Source organism: Helicobacter sp. MIT 14-3879, from assembly GCF_003364125.1.
This window is the reverse complement of record NZ_NXLP01000009.1, coordinates 1-21041: the sequence shown is the minus strand read 5'-3', so window position 1 is coordinate 21041 and position 21041 is coordinate 1. Positions and strand designations below refer to the sequence as shown.

At 26.3% G+C, this 21041-nt stretch carries 19 protein-coding genes; 15 read left to right on the top strand and 4 right to left on the bottom strand.

Features of this window, described 5'->3' with window-relative positions; genetic code table 11:
- Nucleotides 1–29 precede the first annotated feature (29 nt).
- From dnaJ to CQA44_RS06455, 7 genes are read left to right on the top strand one after another with little or no spacing between them, the layout of a single operon-like run.
- Entirely contained in the window at nt 30–1145 is a 1116-nt protein-coding gene (gene dnaJ / locus CQA44_RS06485; protein ID WP_115546466.1) for a molecular chaperone DnaJ, read from the top strand.
- Between the two features lie 21 nt (nt 1146–1166).
- A complete protein-coding gene (locus CQA44_RS06480) occupies nt 1167–2906 on the top strand; it encodes a M3 family oligoendopeptidase (protein ID WP_115546465.1) in 1740 nt (579 codons plus the stop codon).
- Nucleotides 2906–3598, top strand: a complete 693-nt coding sequence (locus tag CQA44_RS06475) for a DUF5644 domain-containing protein (protein WP_115546464.1) — start codon at nt 2906–2908, stop codon at nt 3596–3598. The genes CQA44_RS06480 and CQA44_RS06475 overlap by 1 nt, the downstream gene beginning before the upstream one ends.
- A gap of 12 nt (nt 3599–3610) precedes the next feature.
- Nucleotides 3611–4405 (top strand): hypothetical protein, encoded by a 795-nt coding sequence (locus tag CQA44_RS06470; protein ID WP_115546463.1) that lies wholly within the window; start codon nt 3611–3613, stop codon nt 4403–4405.
- Nucleotides 4405–4659, top strand: a complete 255-nt coding sequence (locus CQA44_RS06465; protein WP_115546462.1) for a hypothetical protein — start codon at nt 4405–4407, stop codon at nt 4657–4659. The genes CQA44_RS06470 and CQA44_RS06465 overlap by 1 nt, the downstream gene beginning before the upstream one ends.
- A gap of 12 nt (nt 4660–4671) precedes the next feature.
- Nucleotides 4672–5466, top strand: coding sequence for a TerB family tellurite resistance protein (locus CQA44_RS06460; RefSeq protein ID WP_115546461.1), 795 nt, complete (start codon nt 4672–4674; stop codon nt 5464–5466).
- Complete coding sequence (locus CQA44_RS06455) at nt 5466–7862, top strand: heavy metal translocating P-type ATPase (RefSeq protein WP_115546460.1); 2397 nt, start codon at nt 5466–5468, stop codon at nt 7860–7862. The genes CQA44_RS06460 and CQA44_RS06455 overlap by 1 nt, the downstream gene beginning before the upstream one ends.
- On the opposite strand, the gene CQA44_RS06450 is transcribed toward CQA44_RS06455, so the two are convergent.
- From CQA44_RS06450 to CQA44_RS06440, 3 genes are read right to left on the bottom strand one after another with little or no spacing between them, the layout of a single operon-like run.
- On the bottom strand, nt 7852–8490 hold the full coding sequence (locus tag CQA44_RS06450; protein WP_115546459.1) for a hypothetical protein: 639 nt from the start codon (nt 8488–8490) through the stop codon (nt 7852–7854). The genes CQA44_RS06455 and CQA44_RS06450 overlap by 11 nt on opposite strands.
- A gap of 10 nt (nt 8491–8500) precedes the next feature.
- Nucleotides 8501–9754 (bottom strand): EpsG family protein, encoded by a 1254-nt coding sequence (locus CQA44_RS06445; protein WP_115546458.1) that lies wholly within the window; start codon nt 9752–9754, stop codon nt 8501–8503.
- A gap of 48 nt (nt 9755–9802) precedes the next feature.
- Entirely contained in the window at nt 9803–11926 is a 2124-nt protein-coding gene (locus CQA44_RS06440; protein ID WP_115546457.1) for a hypothetical protein, read from the bottom strand.
- A gap of 154 nt (nt 11927–12080) precedes the next feature.
- Here CQA44_RS06440 and ispG point away from each other — a divergent pair, with 154 nt between their 5' ends.
- The 7 genes from ispG to CQA44_RS06405 all read left to right on the top strand — a co-directional run bounded on the left by ispG (nt 12081) and on the right by CQA44_RS06405 (nt 18397).
- Nucleotides 12081–13148 carry a flavodoxin-dependent (E)-4-hydroxy-3-methylbut-2-enyl-diphosphate synthase gene (ispG, locus tag CQA44_RS06435; protein ID WP_115546456.1) on the top strand — a complete coding sequence of 356 codons (1068 nt, stop codon included), beginning with the start codon at nt 12081–12083 and terminating at the stop codon, nt 13146–13148.
- Nucleotides 13149–13237: 89 nt separating this feature from the next.
- Nucleotides 13238–13543, top strand: a complete 306-nt coding sequence (locus CQA44_RS06430) for a c-type cytochrome (RefSeq protein ID WP_115546455.1) — start codon at nt 13238–13240, stop codon at nt 13541–13543.
- Between the two features lie 128 nt (nt 13544–13671).
- Nucleotides 13672–14043, top strand: coding sequence for a hypothetical protein (locus CQA44_RS06425; RefSeq protein ID WP_115546454.1), 372 nt, complete (start codon nt 13672–13674; stop codon nt 14041–14043).
- Nucleotides 14044–14073: 30 nt separating this feature from the next.
- Complete coding sequence (locus CQA44_RS06420; RefSeq protein ID WP_115546519.1) at nt 14074–14964, top strand: polyprenyl synthetase family protein; 891 nt, start codon at nt 14074–14076, stop codon at nt 14962–14964.
- Nucleotides 14964–16259: a glutamyl-tRNA reductase gene (gene hemA / locus CQA44_RS06415; protein WP_115546453.1), complete on the top strand. Its 1296-nt coding sequence runs from the start codon at nt 14964–14966 to the stop codon at nt 16257–16259. The genes CQA44_RS06420 and hemA overlap by 1 nt, the downstream gene beginning before the upstream one ends.
- On the top strand, nt 16256–17977 hold the full coding sequence (locus CQA44_RS06410; RefSeq protein ID WP_115546452.1) for a proline--tRNA ligase: 1722 nt from the start codon (nt 16256–16258) through the stop codon (nt 17975–17977). The genes hemA and CQA44_RS06410 overlap by 4 nt, the downstream gene beginning before the upstream one ends.
- A 3-nt stretch (nt 17978–17980) precedes the next feature.
- Nucleotides 17981–18397, top strand: coding sequence for an FxsA family protein (locus CQA44_RS06405; RefSeq protein ID WP_115546451.1), 417 nt, complete (start codon nt 17981–17983; stop codon nt 18395–18397).
- Between the two features lie 27 nt (nt 18398–18424).
- Here the strand turns inward: CQA44_RS06405 and CQA44_RS06400 are convergent, their stop codons facing one another.
- A complete protein-coding gene (locus CQA44_RS06400) occupies nt 18425–20632 on the bottom strand; it encodes an NADP-dependent isocitrate dehydrogenase (RefSeq protein ID WP_115546450.1) in 2208 nt (735 codons plus the stop codon).
- Nucleotides 20633–20864: 232 nt separating this feature from the next.
- On the opposite strand from CQA44_RS06400, the gene CQA44_RS13500 reads away from it, so the two are divergent.
- Nucleotides 20865–21041, top strand: a 177-nt coding sequence (locus CQA44_RS13500) for a type II secretion system protein (RefSeq protein ID WP_181881790.1), incomplete at its 3' end; no start/stop codon positions are given.

Here is a 21041-nt window from a genome sequence, read left to right as displayed (position 1 = left end):
TTTTTAAAATTTTTTACATAGGTGATAATTTGGAAGAATTTGATTATTATGAAGTATTAGAAATTGCTAAAAATAGCGATAAAGAGGTAATTAAAAAAGCTTATAGAAAACTAGCATTAAAATATCATCCTGATAGAAATGCAGGGGATAAAGAAGCTGAAGAAAAATTCAAACAAATAAATGAGGCTTATCAAGTATTAAGCGATGATTCTAAAAGAGAAATTTATGATAGATATGGCAAAGCTGGATTGGAATCTAGCGGATTTAGTGGGTTTAGCGGAAGAGATTTCGGAGATATTTTCGGTGATTTAGGTTCAATATTTGAAAGTGTATTTGGTCAAGGCTTTAGCAAGAGAAATCGAACTTCAGATAACTTTGAGAGTGATTTTGCAATAGAGTTAAAACTAAGTTTTAAGGAAGCTGTTTTTGGCTGTAAAAAAGAAATTAAAAATAAATTTAAACAATACTGTAAAACTTGTAAGGGGAGTGGTGCAAAAACTAAAGAAAAATGTCGCTCTTGTGGTGGTGAAGGTAGGATTTATAGCAGAAATGGCTTTATGACTTTTACTCAAACTTGCCCTAAATGTGAAGGAATAGGAGAGAGTATAAAAGATAAATGTGAAACTTGTAATGGTAAAAAATACACAATAAAAGAAGAGAATATTAAAATAGATATTCCAGAAGGAATTGATACAGATAATAGAATCCGTGCAACAGAAAGGGGAAATGAATTACCAAATGGCAAAAGAGGGGACTTATATATAATAATTGAGGTAGAAGAGGATGAGCATTTTATAAGAGATAAAGATGATATTTATATTGAAATTCCAGTATTTTTTACAAATATAATTCTTGGAGGAAGTATAAAGGTGCCATCACTTAGAGGGGAATTAGAATTAAAAATACCAGCTAATACAAAAGATAAAGAGAGATTTGTTTTTAAAAATGAGGGTGTAAAGAATATCAGTAATTCTCAAATTGGAAGATTAATTGTGCAAATAAAAATCACTTATCCAAATGAAAAATTAACAAGTGAGCAAAGAAAGTTAGCAGAATCTCTACATAAATCTTTTGGTTTAAAAAATGAACCTCATAAGAGTATTTTAGATAATTGTATTGATAAAATTAAAGATTGGCTAAATTAATACACAAAGTAAGGAAAAATTATGAATACAGATAATATCGATAAATGGGATTTAAAAGCATTATTTAATGATGAGGCTGAATTAGATTCTTTTACTAAGCAAATACAAAAAGAAGCAATAAACTTTGAAAAGGAATATAGCAACAAGTTAATAAATATTGATGATTTTGAAAACATAGTTACAAAATATGAAAATATATGCGATGGAATAGCTAGAATTATGACTTATGTATTTTTAATTTTTGCAAAAGATACTAATAATGGTTCATTCTATGCTAAATATGAACTTATAGCAAATGAGATTCAAAATCATATTATATTTTTTGAGATAGAATTTAGTAAATTAGATGAAAATCTAATTCTAAAACACATAAAAAAAGCAAAAAAATATAAATACTACCTAACAAAAATTTATCAACAAAAACAATATCAACTAAGCAAAGAAGAAGAAAAAATTATCCTAAAACTCTCTCCAATAGGAGCAAGTGCTTTTAGTAGGTTATTTGATGAGCATCTAAGCAAAATAAAGTTTAAATTTAATAATGAAATATTAAGTGAGGAAGAAATACTCTCAAAACTCCATTCTAGCAATAGAAAGGATAGAAAAACAGCCCAAAAAGAATTAACTAAAAAACTAGATAAATCCTCACACTTACTAAAATATATAATTAACATAATAAGAAAAGACTTAGCAATATCAAAAGAATTAAGAGGTTATGAAAATGCAGAATCTTTTAGACATATTGATAATCAAATAAGCCAAAAAAGCGTAGATAGTATGATTAATATTGTAGTAAAAAACTTCCCATTAGTGCATAAATACTACAAAATGAAATCAAAGCTATTAAACATCAAAACACTAAAAGATTATGATAGATATGCACCAATTGATTTTGCTAATAATACATTTGAATATAACTCTGCAAAAAAATTAGTAATTGAAACATTTATGGGATTTTCAAAACAATTTGGGGATATAGCAAAAAGGGCATTTGAAGATGGCTGGGTAGATTCTCATCCAAAAGAAAATAAAAGAGGTGGGGCATTTTCACATGGGGCAGTGCCTAAAGCCCACCCATATATTTTATTAAACTATACAAATGGTAGAAGAGATATTTTTACTATTGCACACGAGTTTGGACACGCAATACATCAAGAACTATCTAAAAATATGGGTTATCTCAATATGGATACCCCTCTAACCACAGCAGAGACTGCCTCTGTTTTTGGAGAAATGCTATTATTTGATAGAATGAAAAATGAAATAAAGGGAAAAGAGTTATTAGGATTATATGCTGGTAAAATTGAGGATATTTTCTCAACCCTTTTTAGACAAGTTGTAATGACAAATTTTGAGAGAAGAATCCATAATTGCAAGGATGAATTAGAAGTTTGTGATTTGAATAAAATTTGGTATGAGGAAAATAAAAAGATGTTTGAAGATTCTGTAAAATTAACCAAGAATTATTCCCTTTGGTGGAGCTATATACCACATTTTATACACTCTCCATTTTACTGCTATGCCTATAGTTATGGGCAGCTATTATCATTAACATTATTTGGGCTATATAAAAGTAAAAAATATGAAGATTTTGTTGCTAAATATACAGAATTCCTATCTTGTGGTGGCTCAAAATCACCAAAAGATTTGGTAGCAATTTTTGGATTTGATATTGATGATGAAAAGTTTTGGGAATTTGGTATTAATGAAGTAAAAAAAATACTTGATGAATTTAATCAAATGGTAAATAAGGATTTATAATGGATTTTAAAATTAAGGTTTTTAGATTTGACTGCAAAAAAGACTACAATGAATACTATCAAAATCTAAATATAAATATAGATGATAATTTATCTTTAAAGGAATTAATGCAAAATATAAAAGAAAAATTAGATGATTTTTCTTATGACGTAGAAGTTTTTGGCTTTAGAATAAACAATAAAGTAATTTTTCATAATCTAAAACTACAAGATATAAAAGAACAATTTGGAAATATACTAGAAATAAACCCTATATCACAAAAGTATGCCTCAAAAGATTTATTAATCAATAAAGAAGAAATTTTCAATAAATATAAAAAGAGATTAGATAAATTTAGCTTTTTAAATGAAGAATCTAAAAATGAATTTAAAAAATATATATTAATTAATTTAATAAGTCCCCTTGATTTAGATGACTATATAGGTGATGGATATGCTATGTATATTAAATGGATGTGTATTCATTATCAAAATAATACATTAGAACTACTCTCATCAATATCTAATTTTGAAGATGGCGTGATAAATCACATTAGCACAAAAGATATGATTTATCCTAATGATAGCAGCATTGATACAGAAATTGAAAGTATTCAAAAAATGCTACTTCAAAAGGAGTATGAAGAGCTAGTAAAAGATTATTTACCAAAACTAAAAAAGACAATTCAATCAAAATACAAAATAATACATTAAAGAGAGCAAAAAATGAAAGAATATATGATTTATTACCACTATGAAAATATATCCCTTATAGATTCCACTCTAGCATTGTTAAAAAAGCTAAATATAAATACTATATGTGGTGAAAAATTTGAATACTATGGAGAGCATCTTAGTTATCTCTTAAATGAAAGGGCTTTTTTTATAGCTCAAGCTTATAATATAGCCAAAGCAAAGGATAAAGATTTATTAGTATTAGAAGATGACGCTTTCAAGAGTTTAACTTTTGCAAAAAAAATGATAGATGAAAATCCAAATTTATTCAACATGATTGAAAAAGAATTATCAAAGCAAAATATAAAATACTCTCAGGACACAAATATTATTCATATATCAAACCTACTAAGTCAAGATAACAATAAAATCCAAATTAAAAAAAATCTCAAAAGTGATTTTAGTGATTTTAGCTCGTGCATATTTTATTCAAACAACCTTAATAGCACTCATACAAAAGAAATTTTAGATTTAATAAATTTAAAAATTCATTTTGAATCTTATTGTGATTTTTTTAATATACCAAATATTAATATAGCATATAAATATAGTGCAAAATATTTAGAAAATGCTATTGATTGTGGCTGTGATTTTATTATTTCTAATTCTATTGGCAATTTCAATATGTTTGATAGAGAAAGAAAAAAACTAGAAAAAATGATAAATAGAGATTTAAGCAAAATTCCTGTGATAAACCTCTCACAACTATTACTACTTGCATTTGGAATAAATGATGATAGTATGTTAAATTTTAGGTATCACAAATTTATCCCAGAGTTTATATAATGGTGATAATATTAAGATTTATTATATCAGCATTAATTGGCGTTGGGTGGCTATTTTTTAGTAAAGACCCAGAAATATCTTTAATTTTATTTATATTTGTTTTTATAATCTTATCAATCACGCCAAAAAAGAATAAAACTTATGAAGAAGGAGATGAATTTCAAGCTATTTTAAAAGAAAAAACAGAGCGAAAACTACTTTTAGAAGAAGAAAGATTATTAGAAAAACAGCAATCAAAAAAGAATAAAAAATAAGGAGTTTTAAAAATGGAAGTTGTACTGCTAATTATAGCTGGAGTTGTATTATATATGCTATACAATGGATTTCAAGATTATATGAAAAATCCATATAAGATTAATAAAAATGACAATGATTATAAAACAGAATATGATATAAAAAATAATCCATACATAGAATTAACACAAGAAGAAAAAATTATAAAAACAGAATATGGAATCCTAACTTGCATTCTAAAAGGCATTGCATCAAGTGACGGAAAAGTTTGCAAATTAGAACAAGAGTTAATAAGCAATATACTAGATGATATTGCAAATGAATTAAGCGATTTTAAGGATGCAAGAGAAAGCTTACAAAAGATATTTAATAATGATTATAACGATTTAGATTCTCTAGCACAAGATTTTATAAACGCAACAAAAGGTGAGTATAAAAAAAGGCTAAAAGTAATTGAGTTTCTTTTTGCAATTGCCTATGCTGATGGGACTTTAGATGATAGAGAAAGAGAAAAGATTATCGATATTGCAGCAATTTTTGAATTAAATAATGATGATTTTAATAAGATTTATGATGATTTTGAAAATATGTATAACACAAAAGTTGATTTAGATAGACAAAAAGCACTAGATTTGCTTAATTTAAATGAAAATTATTCTCAAGAAGATTTAGAAAACGCATATAAAGAAAAGGTAAAAACTAACAAACAAAATATCTTTAGAAGTTTAAATAAAAAGCTTGATACTGAAACTCTACGTGATATTGATGAAGCCTATAAAATACTTAATAAAAAAGATGAAATAAAGCTAATTAAAGATTCTAATTAATGAAAAGAATCTGTTCTCATTGCCACTTAGAGTATGATGAGAAAAATATTTTTGAAAAAAAAATAAATGGAATTAGTGAATATTTTTGTTGTAGAGGCTGCGAGAGTGTATTTAGAATTTTACAAGATGCAAATTTAAAAGGATTCTATGAAAAACTAGGGGATAACACTCTATCTCCACCAAAAGAATATAAAAATGATTTAGCAAAATTTGATACAGAATCTTTTGAAAATAAATATATTAAAAAACTTCCAACATATAGTGAAATATCTTTAATAATAGAAGGGATCCACTGCATTGCGTGCGTGTGGCTTAATCAAAAAATATTAAATAACACAAAAGGCATTATTAGTGTAGATATTAACTACACTAATAATAAAGCAAAAATACTATATGAACCAAATAAACTAAGCCCGAGCAAAATAATAGAAAAAGTCCGCTCCATAGGTTATGATGCACAAGCTTACGACCCAAAAATAATAGAAGATATAAACACCAAAGAAAGAAAAGATTACTACACTAGAATGATTATTGGAATATTTTGTTCTATGAATATTATGTGGATTGCAGTAGCACAATATAGTGGGTATTTTTTAGGTATGGAAATAAGCATTAAAGATATTTTAAATTTTGCTTCATTTATGCTTACAACGCCTACATTATTTTATTCTGGTTGGATATTTTTTAAAAGTGGCTACTCTGGACTAAAACATGGGTTTATTAATATGGATTTATTGGTTAGCTTTGGTTCAACCCTAACTTATATATATTCTATATACGCATCAATAACTCACAGTGGAGAAACATACTTTGAATCTGTTACTATGATTATAACTTTTATTTTAATTGGTAAATTTTTAGAAGTTAGGTCAAGGAAAAATGCAGGTGATAGCATTGATAAACTATATGCAAGTATTCCTAGCCATATAAATATAATAAAAAATAATAAGATTCTATCAATATCACCACAAGAAGTAGAAATAGGCGATATTATAGAAGTTAAACCCGGAGAAAAAATCATAATTGATGGAATCTTGCTTGATAAAATAGCTTTGCTTGATAGCTCTATGCTAACAGGAGAGAGTGAATTTGTAAAAAAAGACTTTAATGATATTCTCTTTTCTGGAAGTATTAATATAGAATATACGATACATTATAAAGCAACAAAAAAATTTGAAGATTCTACAATGAGTAATATTATAAATCTTATTCAAGATTCTATTAATAAAAAGCCAAATATAGAAAGTAAGGCAAATGCTGTTTCCTATCATTTTAGTGCTTTTGTATTAATGATAGCAATTATAACATTTATATTATGGGCATTCTTTAGTGGTAGTGGTGAGAAAGCTATGATAGTGGCAGTTTCTGTAATAATTATTGCTTGTCCTTGTGCCCTTGCTCTTGCTACACCAATTGCAACTATTGTTGGGATTAGTGAAGCTTATAAAAATAGAATACTTTTTAAAGAGGCAAAGTTTTTAGAAACTATGGCAAAAAGCGATACTATTGTTTTTGATAAAACAGGAACATTAACATTTGGTGAGCCAAAGGTGGTAAATATAGAGATTTTAGAACAATTTAATAAAGATATATTATATTCTTTTGTAAGACTGAATGATCACCCTATAAGCAATGCTATAAGTGAATACTTTAAAGATAGTAATATTTTAGAATTAAATAATTTTAAACAAATAAATCAAAAAGGAATACAGGCAAAATATAAGGATTCTATACTGCTTGGTGGTTCTAGAGATTTCATAAAAGAATGTGGTGTGAATATAGACTTTAAAGAAAATGATTCTTATATGAAATTCTATTTTGTTATTGACAATAAGCTAATAGCAATATTTAGTATGCAAGATAAGCTTAAAGATGATGCAAAATATGTAATTTCATATTTCTTAAATAATCATTTTAGAGTTGTAATATTAAGTGGAGATAGATTAGAAGTAGTAAAAGACATAGCAAAGGAGTTGGGTGTTAGTGAATATTACGCAAAGCAAAGCCCATTAGATAAAAGTAATTTTATAGACAAACTTCATAAAAATGGTCATAAATGTATAATGGTTGGCGATGGAATAAATGATGCAATAGCATTAAATAAAAGTAATATAGCAATATCTATGGGAAAAGGCAGTGATATAGCAATAGAATCTAGTGATGTAGTTTTACTTGATGATAGTTTAAAGAGCCTACTTCTATCATATAAATTAGCTAAAAAAACCTACCAAACAATAAAACAAAATATAAAAATAAGCATAATTTATAATTTACTTACAATTCCTCTTGCTTCATTTGGGTTTATAATTCCATTATTTGCGGCACTAAGTATGAGCTTTAGCTCATTGATTGTTTGCTTAAACTCACTAAGAATAAAAAGAAAAATCATAAACTAAGTTTATCTCTATTTACCTTTATGAAATCAACTATATAAATAAATATACAAGATACAATAAAGGCACTTAAAAAAATCAATATTATTTTACTTCTCTTGCTTGTTTGGACAAAATTAATAGGATTAGATTTTAGCTCTTTAACATCACTAAAAATAAAAAAATTATTTTTAGCATTTTTAATCTCTGCTAATGTCAAAATATCATTTATAACAATATTAGAATGTTTTAGCAAATTATTTGATTCTTTATCTAAATTAGCTATATTTGATATGATTTCTTTAATTAATATATTATTAGTTAAACTAGATTTTATATTATCTGCATAAATATTTGCAGCATCTAAATTCTCTGCCTCAAAATCTATTTCAAAAATATTATTTTGTATTTTGATAATTTTCTCATCCTCTAATACTTTATTTAGTATATCTTCATTAATAATTGGAATATTTTTGATAGTTTTTATAATAATATCAATTTTAAACATTTTTTCACTTGTATTATTTTGCATTTGAAGACTTTTAAAAAATAAAATAAAACCAATAACTAATACCATTCCAAAACAAACCACAAATAACTTCCAATATTTAAAAAACATAACTAAAATATCCCAAGAATCTAACTTTTTCAAATAAACTCCTTTAATTTAAATAATAGAAAAAATTGCCATAAATATCATAATTTGCAAAGATTCTAGTATTACTTAAATCTCCAAATACACTCTTTGTTTGAGCAATATTTAAAAGTGAAAATAAAGCAAAAATTAATAAAATAAATGGCTGTTTTCTCAAGCTTAAGAATAAAAAATATCCGATAGATACAAATATTAAAAAAACACCCACTCTTAAACTAAAATGACCACTTACATAAATAGATGAAATATACAAAATCTCCAAGCCCAAAATTACTGCTCTATACCTTCTAAAAGCTCTATTTAGATAAATTAAGCTAAATATAGTCAAAATGCTTAATAAAATTAAATTTTTAACACCAATATAACTGCCATCTAAAGTAGTTTTAGATATTACATAGTCATACAACTTAGGTTGTATAGGAAAAATAATATTTGACTTAATAGAGTATAAATAATTTGCTATTTCTAAAAAATATATAAATGATATGCTTATACAAACACAAAAGAACAATCCTGTTTTTGGATACTTATATAAAAGTAAAATTAATGGGATAAAAATAATACTAGTCGTATGAAATAAAATAGCAGTAATAAAAAATATCCAAAAGCTATAATTACTTCTAGCACTAATAGTATATAAAATAAATACAGAAGCTAAAATCTGTCTAACTAACCAAGCACTACACCAAAAGTCAAAAAACATTAATGCCATTGCAACACAAATAGCCTTTTGCCTATTTGCAATATTTTTAATGCCATATACTTCAAGCCAAATATAAAATAAGCTTACAGTAAAAATAATTTGCATATTCATAAAATGGGTTGGACTAAGTTTCCCAAAAAATTTTCCTAATATTAAATAGGTTGTAGGCAAAGCTAACTCTATACCGCTACCAAAATATAATAAAAATTTTAAATTATTATCAAGCAAAGCATTATAAACTCTATAATAATGCTCAAAATCACTATGCAAGACTGCATCTCCATTCAAAAATGAACCACTTAAAATAACACACACACTTAATATTACTCTATTTTGGGTATTTAATATTGGCGACAAAATAATCATAATAAACAAGGCATAAATAAAAGAAATAAAAGGTGAAAATGGTAAAACAAGAAATGGGCTTAAAGAAATAATACTGCTTAAAGGATCTCTTCTATAATAACATAATGGGGGGGGGTTAGAGTGGGGATAGCTAGAGATAGAATTTAAACTTAATAATTTAGATTTTGATTCAAAATTGAAAGAAAAATTCAACTGCTAATCCTTTAAACCTTCTTTGAAACTTTCTTAAAAATTTTATAATTATAACATAATAACTATACTATCTAGAAATTCTACTTCTTTTTTAATACTAGCATCAATACCATTAATAATATTTAAAATCTTACTATAAGGAGAGCAAATCTTAATTATTTCATCATTTTTACCAAATATTCCAATATAAGATTCTAATGTAAGCCTCCAATTTACATTGTTTCCTTTATTTTTTAGCATTAAATCAATCTCATTTAGATAGCTGATATTAAAGATACTCTCAAATTTATGTTCAAAAAACTTAATTTTAAAATATCGCTCTAAATTTCTATAAACAATACTGCTTTCACCTCTACTTGCAAATTCTAGGGCATTTTCAAATATGTTATTAAAATAATTACTTAAAGATATATATTCTAAAGAACTCTTAATTACTTGAAATTTATGAATTTGTTGATATATTTTTACATATTCTTTTGCATTATATAAATCTAAAAATTCTATTCTTAATAATAAATTATTTTTTCTCTCTAAAGCTATTTTAGAAAATGGCGTAAATTTAATTAATACATCCAATAACTCTATTGCTTTAGAATTCTCATTTTTTGCTTCAAGCTCATTTATAGTTGCTAAAATTTGCTCTCCAAAAATAACTGCTTTTTTATAATTTAATGTGCTTTTTATTGCCTTAAAAGATTCTGCTAGTTTAAAAAACTCTCCAAATTGTTTATTTTTTATCATTTTATCTGCTTGAAAAAACTTTGAAGAATTCCTTAAAAGTATGTTGATGCTTTCTTTTTTACTAGGGACATTAATGAATGGTTTTAAGAGATTTTCTGCCTCAAGATTATCATTAATATCATTATTAGCTAATAGTATTTTTGCACTCTCAAAAGCATTGCTATAAATATTTTCTAATTTCTCATATCCTAAGGTTTGCTTTAGATATGAATTTTGCTCTACAATTCTATATGCCAAAGTGTAATTTTTAGTTTCTAATGCGATATTAAATTCTTTTACTATATCAATATTATCACTAAAATTATCAAATTCTTTCTTTTTATCTTCATCTTCAAAAAATATTTTAAGCCTATCAATAACCTCAATAAAAATATTTTTTGATATATTACTAGCTAGGATCTCTTGTGCTTTTTTAAACTCAAAATTCCACATTTTATTTTTTAGCTCAATATAGCTTTTAAGAGTTTTTAACGATATATTTTTTTGACTAATTTCACTTGCTTTCCTAAAATCATTATTATTTATCGCATTAAAAAGTTCATCTTCAAATTTTACAAGGTCAAAAACTTCTAAATACCCACTACTATAACCAATATATAACTTTTTGTTAATAACCCTCATACACGAGATTCCATCTATATAATTTAATTCAATATTAAAAGTAGGCTTATTAAACTCTAAATTTAGATATGAGATGGTATTATCCCTTGCTCCAATATATGCAAAATTATTATCCTTTGTCATTCCAACGCGTGTTAGCCAAGAATTATAATTATGTTTTAAATTTATAGTTTTACTTTCTATATCATAGATTCCGCTATCACCATTTGAGCAAATAAAAAATATCTTTGTATCGTCATCAAAAAAAGTCATATCTTCTGCTACACTATTTGTCTCAAACTCTCCTATTAATTCATTTGTATCCATATTAAAAATACAATTCACCATATCATAGGAGCTATAAACTACTAGCCTTGAAATTTTCCCAAAATGAATATTAGATATATAATCAGGTCTAGGAGGTAAAATATTTACTATATTAAACTCTGGTAGTGAAAATATAAATACCTTTCCATCTTCCCCACCTGTAACAAGGTATTTATTATCTTTTGAAAATCTAATATTATAAATATCTGCCCTATGCCAAGATAATGTTTTAATATGTATTAAATTTTTATTTTTAATATGTAGAATCTTACAATTTGGGCTTTTTTTCTCACCAATAGCAATGTATCCATTCATAGATATAGCACAAGCCTTACTAAACTGATGATGTGGTTCATAATCAAAAACTTTCTTAGCAAATATAAATTCTTCATCTCTCAATTCATATAAATTGTAATTACTATCTAATATAATAATATTATTCTCACTTGCACCTATAGATAGAACACTATGACTTAGCTTATGTTTAGCAATTAATGGCAGCATTAAGATCCTTAATTTTTTATCATTATATCAAATTAAATATACAAAAAGTAACAAATTATATTTTTGATAAATATTTTATTTTAAAAACTAAATAGATTTTGTTAAGCATTTTATATGTAAGATTCTATTTTTATAAATTTTTAAGGCATAAAATATGAAAAGATTTAAAACTAAACAAATTTTTGTAGGCAATGTAGCTATTGGAGGAGATGCACCAATTAGCGTTCAAAGTATGACTTTTAGCAAAACTAAAGATATAAAAGAGACAAAATCACAAATAGATAAACTACAACTTGCAGGTTGTGAAATAGTTAGGGTTGCAGTAAGTGATGAACAAGATGCAAAAGCACTAAAAGAACTAAAAGATCAAGTATCTATTCCACTTGTAGCAGATATTCATTTTAGATATAAACTAGCCCTAATTGCATTAGAAAATGTGGATTGTATTAGAATTAACCCAGGAAACATAGGTGATAAGAAAAGAATTGAGATGATTGCAAAAGGTTGCAATCAGCGAGGAATTCCAATAAGAATAGGCGTAAATGCAGGAAGTTTAGAGAAACAATTTGAAAATAAATATGGTCCTACTCCCAAAGGAATGGTAGAGTCCGCCTTATATAACATAAAACTTCTTGAAGATTGTGGATTTGATAATATCAAAGTATCTCTTAAGGCAAGTGATGTAGAGAGAACAATACAAGCGTATAAAATGCTTAGACCGCAAGTAATTTACCCATTCCATATTGGAGTTACTGAAGCTGGAACTTTATATCAATCAATTATTAAAAGCTCAATGGCACTAGGAAACCTATTATTAGATGGAATAGGAGATACCATAAGAGTGTCAATTACAGGAGAATTAGAAGAAGAAATAAAAGCAGCAAAAGCTATATTAAAATACTCTGGGAGACAAAAAGAAGGTATTACAATAGTATCTTGCCCTACTTGTGGAAGGATTGAAGTTGATTTAACAAGGGCTGTAAAAATTGTAGAAGAAAAATTAAAACACATAAAAACACCGCTTCAAATATCGGTAATGGGCTGTGCAGTAAATGCCTTAGGTGAGGCAAAACATGCAGATATAGCTATTGCTTTTGGCAATAAGAGTGGATTAATTATAAAAAATGGTAAGATTTTATGTAAATTAGATGAAGATAAAATATTAGATGTATTTTTAGATGAGGTTCAAAAAATGGCAAATGAAAAACCTAATCTAATATGAATTTTTGTTTAAGTTTGTAAGTAGTAGAATACTAACCTTTAAAGTTTGAAAAACTTTAAAAATCAAAAACATTTGAAAGGAGAAGTAAGATGAAAAAGTTGATATTAGTTACACTTTTTAGTATTGCTGGATTAATGGCGGCAGATGGAGCAACTTTATATAAAACCTGTATGGCTTGTCATGGAGCAAATGGAGATAAAGTACCACCGGGTTCTAAAGCTACTTTTACAATTAATTCTTTAAAAAAAGAGAAAATTATAGAAGATTTAAAAGGATATAAAGCAGGAACTCTTAATCAATATGGTCTAGGTGTCCAAATGAAAATTTATGCAGGAAAATTAAGTGATGCAGATATGAGTGCATTAGCAGATTATATTGTAACTCTTAAAAAATAACTTTGAAATTTCTAGGGATTTCCCTAGAATCTACAATATGAAAACTATCGTTATTTGTCTAGCAAATATTTTAATAGATTCTTGTAATAATTTAGTAAAGTTTATTATAGATTCTAAAAGATAAAGCCTTGAAAAAGTTAATTATTTTATTTTTTTCAATTTTAATATTAAAAGCAGAATTATTAGGTGAAATAACCCTAAAAAAAGATGAAATAAAAAGCATAGACTTTTTTGTAGAAAACACTAAAAAAACTTTATCTTTTCGTTGGACTCTTTATAAAGACAGGGGACTTGTTATACATCTTAATTATGATAGAAATCCACATCAATTTATACTTTATAAAGAGAATTTAAATTCATATAAGATAAATCTTAGCTCTATTGCCAAAACCCAAAACCCCTACTTTATAATTTATTTTATAGATTATAATAATGATAAAAAAGAAGCAAAATTTAGATATTATCTATTTAGTTTCAACAATAATATTGAGCCAATATAAATAACATAAAGAGTGATTATGGAAGAAAAGATAAAAGAAGTAAAAAATCTAATAAATAGCTACTTTAATGAAATAGATAGTGAGTTTTTTAAAAACTTTGTAGATGATTTTTCATTTGGAAAAATGTTAAGAAGTAAATTAATTTTAACAATCGCTCCAAAAGAAACACTAAATATAAAACTATGTGGAATCATTGAATTAATACATTTTGCATCTTTATTACACGATGATGTAATTGATAGCTCTTATATGCGTAGAGGAAATATTAGTATTAATGCAAAACATGGAGATAAAAATGCAATTATGCTAGGTGATATTTTATACTCTAAAGCATTTTATGAAGTCTCTTGTATTAGTAAGGATTTATCAAAAATTATTTCAAATGCAGTATTAATGTTAAGCATAGGAGAACTTGAAGATGTAGAGCTTAGCAAAAGCTTTAATTTAGATTCTAATAAATATATTAAAATGATTAATAACAAAACTGCCTCATTAATAGAGGCTGCTGCGGTATGTGCTGGAATCTTAAGTAATAAAGGTATTAATAAATATAAGATTTATGGGAATTCTTTAGGAATAGCTTTTCAAATTATTGATGATTTACTAGATATTACTAAGGAAACCTCAACACTTGGAAAAGAATCATTTAGCGACTTAAAAGAAGGTAAAACTACACTTCCTTATATTTATCTATACAATAAAATGAAAGATGATGAAAAAAATAAACTTCTAAGCTATTTTAAAAAAGATTTAAAACAAAACGATAAAACTTGGATTAAAGAAAAAATTGAAAAATATAATATAATAAATGAAATTCAAAATGTAGCCCTTAACTATGGTAAAATGGCATTAGATACACTAGATAAAGAAGACTATAAATTAAAAGAAATCATAAAAGATATGATTTATAGGGAGTTTTAATGAAATATTTAGTTCTTAGTTTCTCTCACAAAAATGCACCTTTAGAAATAAGAGAGAAATTATCATTTAAAGATTCTAAAATATTTTTAGACTTTTTATTAGATTATGATTTAATAAAAGAAGCCATTTTATTATCAACTTGCAATAGAACAGAAATAATAATGTTATCTAGTGATAGTTATAGTTCATTTCAAAAATGCTTTACAAAACTTACAACTATATCCGGAATCAAAAAAGAAGTTTTGGAGGGATATGCAAATACATTTGAAGGATATAGTGCTATTCATCATATATTTTTAGTAGCAAGCAGTCTTGATAGTCTAGTTATTGGTGAAACTCAAATTGGAGGGCAATTAAAACAGTCATATCGTTATTCCCTAAACAATAACTATTGCACAAATAAAGGCTTAGGCAATGTGATTGACTTTGCTTTTAAGTGTGCTGCAAATGTTAGAAATGAAACAGGTATCTCAAAAAAACCTATATCTATTGCCTCTATCGCAGTATCAAATGCAAAGGAAATAGAACTAAATAATAAAAAAGCTCTTGTAATTGGTCTTGGCGAAATGGGACAAATCACAATCAAACATCTTCTAAGTGCTAATTATAAGGTAGTTTTATTAAATAGAAACAAAAAAAAAGCACTTGACTTTAAAAATGAAATCAATAACCCAAACTTAGAAGTAGAAGACTTTAATAAACTAGGTAGCTTAATAAATTCATTTGAATTGCTTTTCTCTGCAACAGCCTCTACAAGCCCAATAATCACAAATGATATGATTAAGCAAACTACCTTTAAGAGATATTTTTTTGATTTAGCACTTCCTAGAGATGTTGGGGAGATTTTAGATTCTAATATTAAAGTAATAACGATAGATTCATTGCAAAATATGGTAGATAAAAACAAAGAATATCGTAAAGAAAATATTAATTTTGCCTATGAGATAGTTGGCAATCAAGTAAATGAATTTTTTAAATGGCTAAATATACTTTCAGTTGAACCCATTATAAAAACATTAAGACAGCTTGCAAAAGATGCTTCCTTGCGTGAAATTGACAAAGCCATACAGAAAGGTTTCTTACCAGAATCTTATAGACAAAATATTCAAAAAACTATACATAATGTATTTAATGTATTTCTGCATACGCCAACCAAAAACTTAAAAGAAATATCATCATCTTCACAACTTAAGGAGATTGAAAATAGCTTAAAAATATTATTTAACATTAATGATACTAATCTAAAAGAAGCTCAACAAAATCATGATAATAATATTTCAAAGGAAATAAAATGAAATTTTCAAAACTTTTTGCATTTAGCACTAAAGAAGAGCCTAAAGATTGTGTTTTAAAAAGTCATAACTATCTAATTCGTGGAGGCTATATAAAGCAAATTGGAAGTGGGATTTATAGCTTTTTACCTCTTGGTCAAATAGTTTTAAGCAAAATAAAAAAAATTATAAAAGAAGAAATGGATAAAAGTGGGGCAAATGAAGTAACTTTAGGTTTTGTAACACCAGCTGAACTATGGATAAAATCAAAAAGGTTTAATAAATATGGTAAAGAATTATTAACATTCAAAGATAGAAAAGAAAATTTGTTTATTCTAGGTCCAACACACGAAGAATCTATAACAGATTCTATAAAAGGGTATATAAAGAGTTATAAACAGCTTCCATTAAATCTCTACCAAATCAATATTAAATTTAGAGATGAAATCCGCCCAAGATTTGGGTTAATGAGAGCTAGAGAATTTATTATGAAAGATGCATATAGCTTTCATTCTAGCAAAGAAGATTTAGATAGAGAATTTAATCTAATGGAGCAAACTTATAGAAATATTTTTAATAGAATAGGGGTTGATTTTAGAGTTGTTGAAGCTGATAGTGGAGCTATTGGAGGAAGTGGAAGTAAAGAATTTATGATTTTGGCACAAAGTGGGGAAGATGAGATTATTATATGTAAAAATTGTGATTATGCTGCAAATGTTGAAGCTGCTACAAGGAGCAAGAGAATAATTCCTACATCTATTCCTAAGGCTGAATTTGCAAAATTTTATACACCAAGCATTGATAATGTAAATAAATTAAGTGAATTTTTTAAAATAGATTCCTATTTTATTTTAAAATGTGTAGCAAAAAAAGTAATATTTGAAGGTAATATAATTAAATATTGTTTCTTTTTTATAAGAGGTTGTGATGAGCTATCTAATACAAAAGCATTCAATAGTATTCCAGATGCATTAGAATTACAAGATTTAAGCAAAGAAGAGATTAATTCTATTGGACTTTTTTGTGGTTTTATTGGTCCTTATGGATTAAAAAATATTATAAAATCAGATTATATATATTTTGATAATGAATTAAAAGATTGCACTGATTTAATTTGTGGTGCAAATGAAAAGGATTATCATTTTGTTGGTGTTGATTTAAGTAAATTTAAAGACTTAAATTACAAAGATTTAGTAGAAATAAAAGCTGGAGATTTATGTCCAAAATGCACTGGGATTCTAACTACAACAAGAGGTATTGAGATTGGACATATTTTTAAACTAGGCAATAGATATTCTAAACCTCTAGAGGCTACATTTTTAAATAAAGATGGCAAAGCTGAATTTTTTGAAATGGGTTGCTATGGCATAGGAATTAGCAGAATCCTCCCTAGCATTCTAGAACAAAAAGCGGATTCTAAGGGTGCTATATGGGGTAATGTCCCTCCATTTGAGATTGTTATAATAATTTCAAATATTAAAAATATTAATGAGAATAACTTTGCTACCAAAATTTACAAAGATTTATTATCATTGAATGCTGAAGTTTTGTTAGATGATAGAGATTGCAGATTTGGAGCTAAAATGGCTGATTTTGAACTTATGGGTTTCAAATATGCGCTAATAATTGGCAAAGAACTTCAAAATAACAATATAGAACTAATAAAAAGAGTAGATTTGTCAAAAATAACTTTAAGTTTAAATACATCTCCAAAAGATATTTTGGATTTGATAAAGGAATAGAGTGTGAGGTTTATTGCAATATTTATTTATATTGTTATTGAAATTTATCTAATTATTCTTAGTGTAGATGAATTTGGATTATTATTTATAATCCTTGAGATGATAATTAGTTTTTTGCTTGGAGCTGGGATTATAGCTTCACAAGGTGATGTTATGTTTAGTTCTCTTAAAAATATTTCCGAAAGAAAAGTTAGTATTAGCAATTTTGTTGGAATGAGTTTTTTTAGATTTATTAGTGGTATTCTATTGATAATTCCGGGAATATTGAGTGATATATTTGGTGTTTTATTTTTTATAATTTCACTTTTATTTAAAAGCAATAAAGCATATTACAAAGAAGAATATTATAATAAAAAAGAATCTAATAATGATGTGATTGATGTAGAAATTATAGAAGAAGACAAATTTATTAAAAAATAAAATTTATCTACTTTTATATAATATAAATCACCCATTAGCAATTTTTTCTATAATTGCGTTAAAAGTATTGCTTGGTCTCATGATATTTTCTACTTTTATATCATCAAATTTATAATATCCGCCTAAATCTACTTTAACCCCTTGTGCATCATTAAATTCTGAACGAATAATATTCTCTTTATTTTCTAACTCATTTGCAATAGGTTTAAAAAATGAAGCAATATCAGAATCCTCTACCTGATTTGCTAAAGCTCTTGCAAGATACATTACAAGGTAAAAATGACTTGTTCTATTATCATCTTCTTTAACTTTACGAGATGGTGTCTTATTATTATTTAGCCATTCACCTATTGCATTATCCAACGCATTTGCTAATATTTTTGCTTTGTTATTACCTTTTTTTAATGAATAAAATTCTAAGCTAGCTTGAAGTGCTAAAAATTCTCCCAAACTATCCCAACGCAAATGATTTTCCTCAATCAACTGCTCAACCTGTTTTGGAGCACTACCACCAGCACCTGTTTCAAACATAGCTCCACCACTCAGCATAGGAACAATAGATAACATTTTAGAGCTTGTTCCTAACTCTAATATTGGGAATAAATCTGTTAAATAATCCCTAAGCACATTCCCACTAATTGAAATTACATTTTTACCATCTCTTATAATTTCTAAAGTTTTTAAACAAGCCTCTTTTGGAGCTAAAATTTCAATATCTTTACCTTTATCTTTAAGCCTCTGTTTTACTAAATCAATCATAATACTATTACTAGCTCTGTTAGAATCTAGCCAAAAAATAGTCTTATCTCCTGTAATTTCTCTCCTCTCAATACCCAAATCAATCCAATTTAAAATAGCTTCATATTTTGTTTCATTAACGCGATAAATATCGCCACTACTAACTTTATGAAAAATTAAAATATTATCACTAGAATCTATTATTCTAAACTCACCATTACTAGGAGCAACAAAAGTTTTATCATGCGAACCATATTCTTGAGCTTTTTTTGCCATAAGTCCAACATTTGCTACACTTCCTAAAACTTTTGGATTTAACGTTCCATTTTTCCTTAAATCCTCAATTACAGCTTCATAAATTGTGGCATAAGTTTTATCTGGTATGATAGCATTTGTATCACAAGCTTTATCATCTCTATCCCAAAGCTTTGCTCCATTTTTTAACATCGCAGGCATAGAAGCATCTACAATTACATCACTTGGAACATGTAGGTTTGTAATACCTTTAGTAGAATTTACCATAGAAATTTTTGCACTTTTTTCTAAAATCTCATTATAAAGCTTTAATATCTCATATTTTTTAGGAGAAGATTCTATTTTAGTTAAAAGTTCACTTATACCATTATTTGCATTTACATCTAACCTTTCTAACTCATCACTGAATTTATTAAATATATCTTTAAAAAATATTTTCACTGCATAACCAAAAATAACCGGATCACTAACTTTCATCATAGTAGCTTTTAAATGAAGTGAAAATAAAAGATTTTCCTCTTTGCATTGTCTTATTTGCTCTTCATAAAATGCTGAAAGCTTCTCTACACTCATAAATGTAGCATCTAAAATCTCATTTTTTTCTAATTTAATATTATCTTTTAAAATCTTTTCATTACCATTTTTATCAATAAAAACTATTTTTGCATTACTTGAAGATTGGATTAAAACTGCCTTTTCATTATCAAAAAAATCTCCATCTTTCATATATGATACTTTACTTTTACATTTATCATCAAAAGAAACTACACTATAAGGATGTTTTTTTGCATATTCTTTAACTGCTTTTGTAGAGCGTCTATCGGAATTTCCTTCTCTAAGCACAGGATTAACAGCAGATCCTAAAACTCTTTGATACCTTTCTCTTACATTATTTTCTTCATTGCTATTTGGATTATCAGGAAAATTAGGAATATTATACCCCTTATTTTGTAGTTCCATTATAGCTACCTTTAACTGCGGTATAGAAGCAGAAATATTTGGTGTTTTGATTAAATTTGCCTCATTTGTTTTAACAAGCTCACCTAACTTTTTTAAAGAATCCTCCACTCTACGCTCTAATGGCAAAATATCACTAAATTGAGCTAAGATTCTGCTAGATAATGATATATCTGAAGTTTCTACTTCTATATTTACATATTTAAGAAATGATTTTATAATTGGCAAAAATGAATATGTTGCTAATGCTGGGGATTCATCTGTTATAGTGTATGTAATCTTCATTTACAATCCTTCAATGATTAAGTAAAATTTACCTTTAAGTATATAAAACAAAACTTTAAGTTTAAATATGAAATTATAATTACTTACATATATATTTTCAAATATTGTTTCATTCTGCTACCTTAATTTAAGTAAAGATTCAAAAAAATTATGTTTATATTTCATTTACTTTTAGGATTTATTTAAATCTATAAAGGAAATTTATTAAAATTATAAATTAAAGGAAAATATAATGAAAAGAAATGCTTTTAGTATGATAGAGTTAGTATTTGTTATAGTAATACTAGGAGTTTTAGCAGCAGTAGCAGTGCCAAGATTTGTTGCTACAAGGACAGATGCACAAGTTGCAACAGCAAGAAGTGATTTAGCTTCAGTTCAAAAGGCAGTTGTTGCTAAAGTTTTTGCAGAT

What these genes read in the sequence shown, in the direction of transcription:
- ispG (WP_115546456.1), top strand. Translation starts at nt 12,081, where the DNA reads ATGAAAAGATTTAAAACTAAACAAATTTTTGTAGGCAATGTAGCTATT.
- CQA44_RS06400 (WP_115546450.1), bottom strand. Translation starts at nt 20,632, where the DNA reads ATGAAGATTACATACACTATAACAGATGAATCCCCAGCATTAGCAACA.
- CQA44_RS06480 (WP_115546465.1), top strand. Translation starts at nt 1,167, where the DNA reads ATGAATACAGATAATATCGATAAATGGGATTTAAAAGCATTATTTAAT.
- CQA44_RS06430 (WP_115546455.1), top strand. Translation starts at nt 13,238, where the DNA reads ATGAAAAAGTTGATATTAGTTACACTTTTTAGTATTGCTGGATTAATG.
- CQA44_RS06460 (WP_115546461.1), top strand. Translation starts at nt 4,672, where the DNA reads ATGGAAGTTGTACTGCTAATTATAGCTGGAGTTGTATTATATATGCTA.
- CQA44_RS06470 (WP_115546463.1), top strand. Translation starts at nt 3,611, where the DNA reads ATGAAAGAATATATGATTTATTACCACTATGAAAATATATCCCTTATA.
- CQA44_RS06440 (WP_115546457.1), bottom strand. Translation starts at nt 11,926, where the DNA reads ATGCTGCCATTAATTGCTAAACATAAGCTAAGTCATAGTGTTCTATCT.
- CQA44_RS06475 (WP_115546464.1), top strand. Translation starts at nt 2,906, where the DNA reads ATGGATTTTAAAATTAAGGTTTTTAGATTTGACTGCAAAAAAGACTAC.
- hemA (WP_115546453.1), top strand. Translation starts at nt 14,964, where the DNA reads ATGAAATATTTAGTTCTTAGTTTCTCTCACAAAAATGCACCTTTAGAA.
- CQA44_RS06410 (WP_115546452.1), top strand. Translation starts at nt 16,256, where the DNA reads ATGAAATTTTCAAAACTTTTTGCATTTAGCACTAAAGAAGAGCCTAAA.
- CQA44_RS06455 (WP_115546460.1), top strand. Translation starts at nt 5,466, where the DNA reads ATGAAAAGAATCTGTTCTCATTGCCACTTAGAGTATGATGAGAAAAAT.
- CQA44_RS06465 (WP_115546462.1), top strand. Translation starts at nt 4,405, where the DNA reads ATGGTGATAATATTAAGATTTATTATATCAGCATTAATTGGCGTTGGG.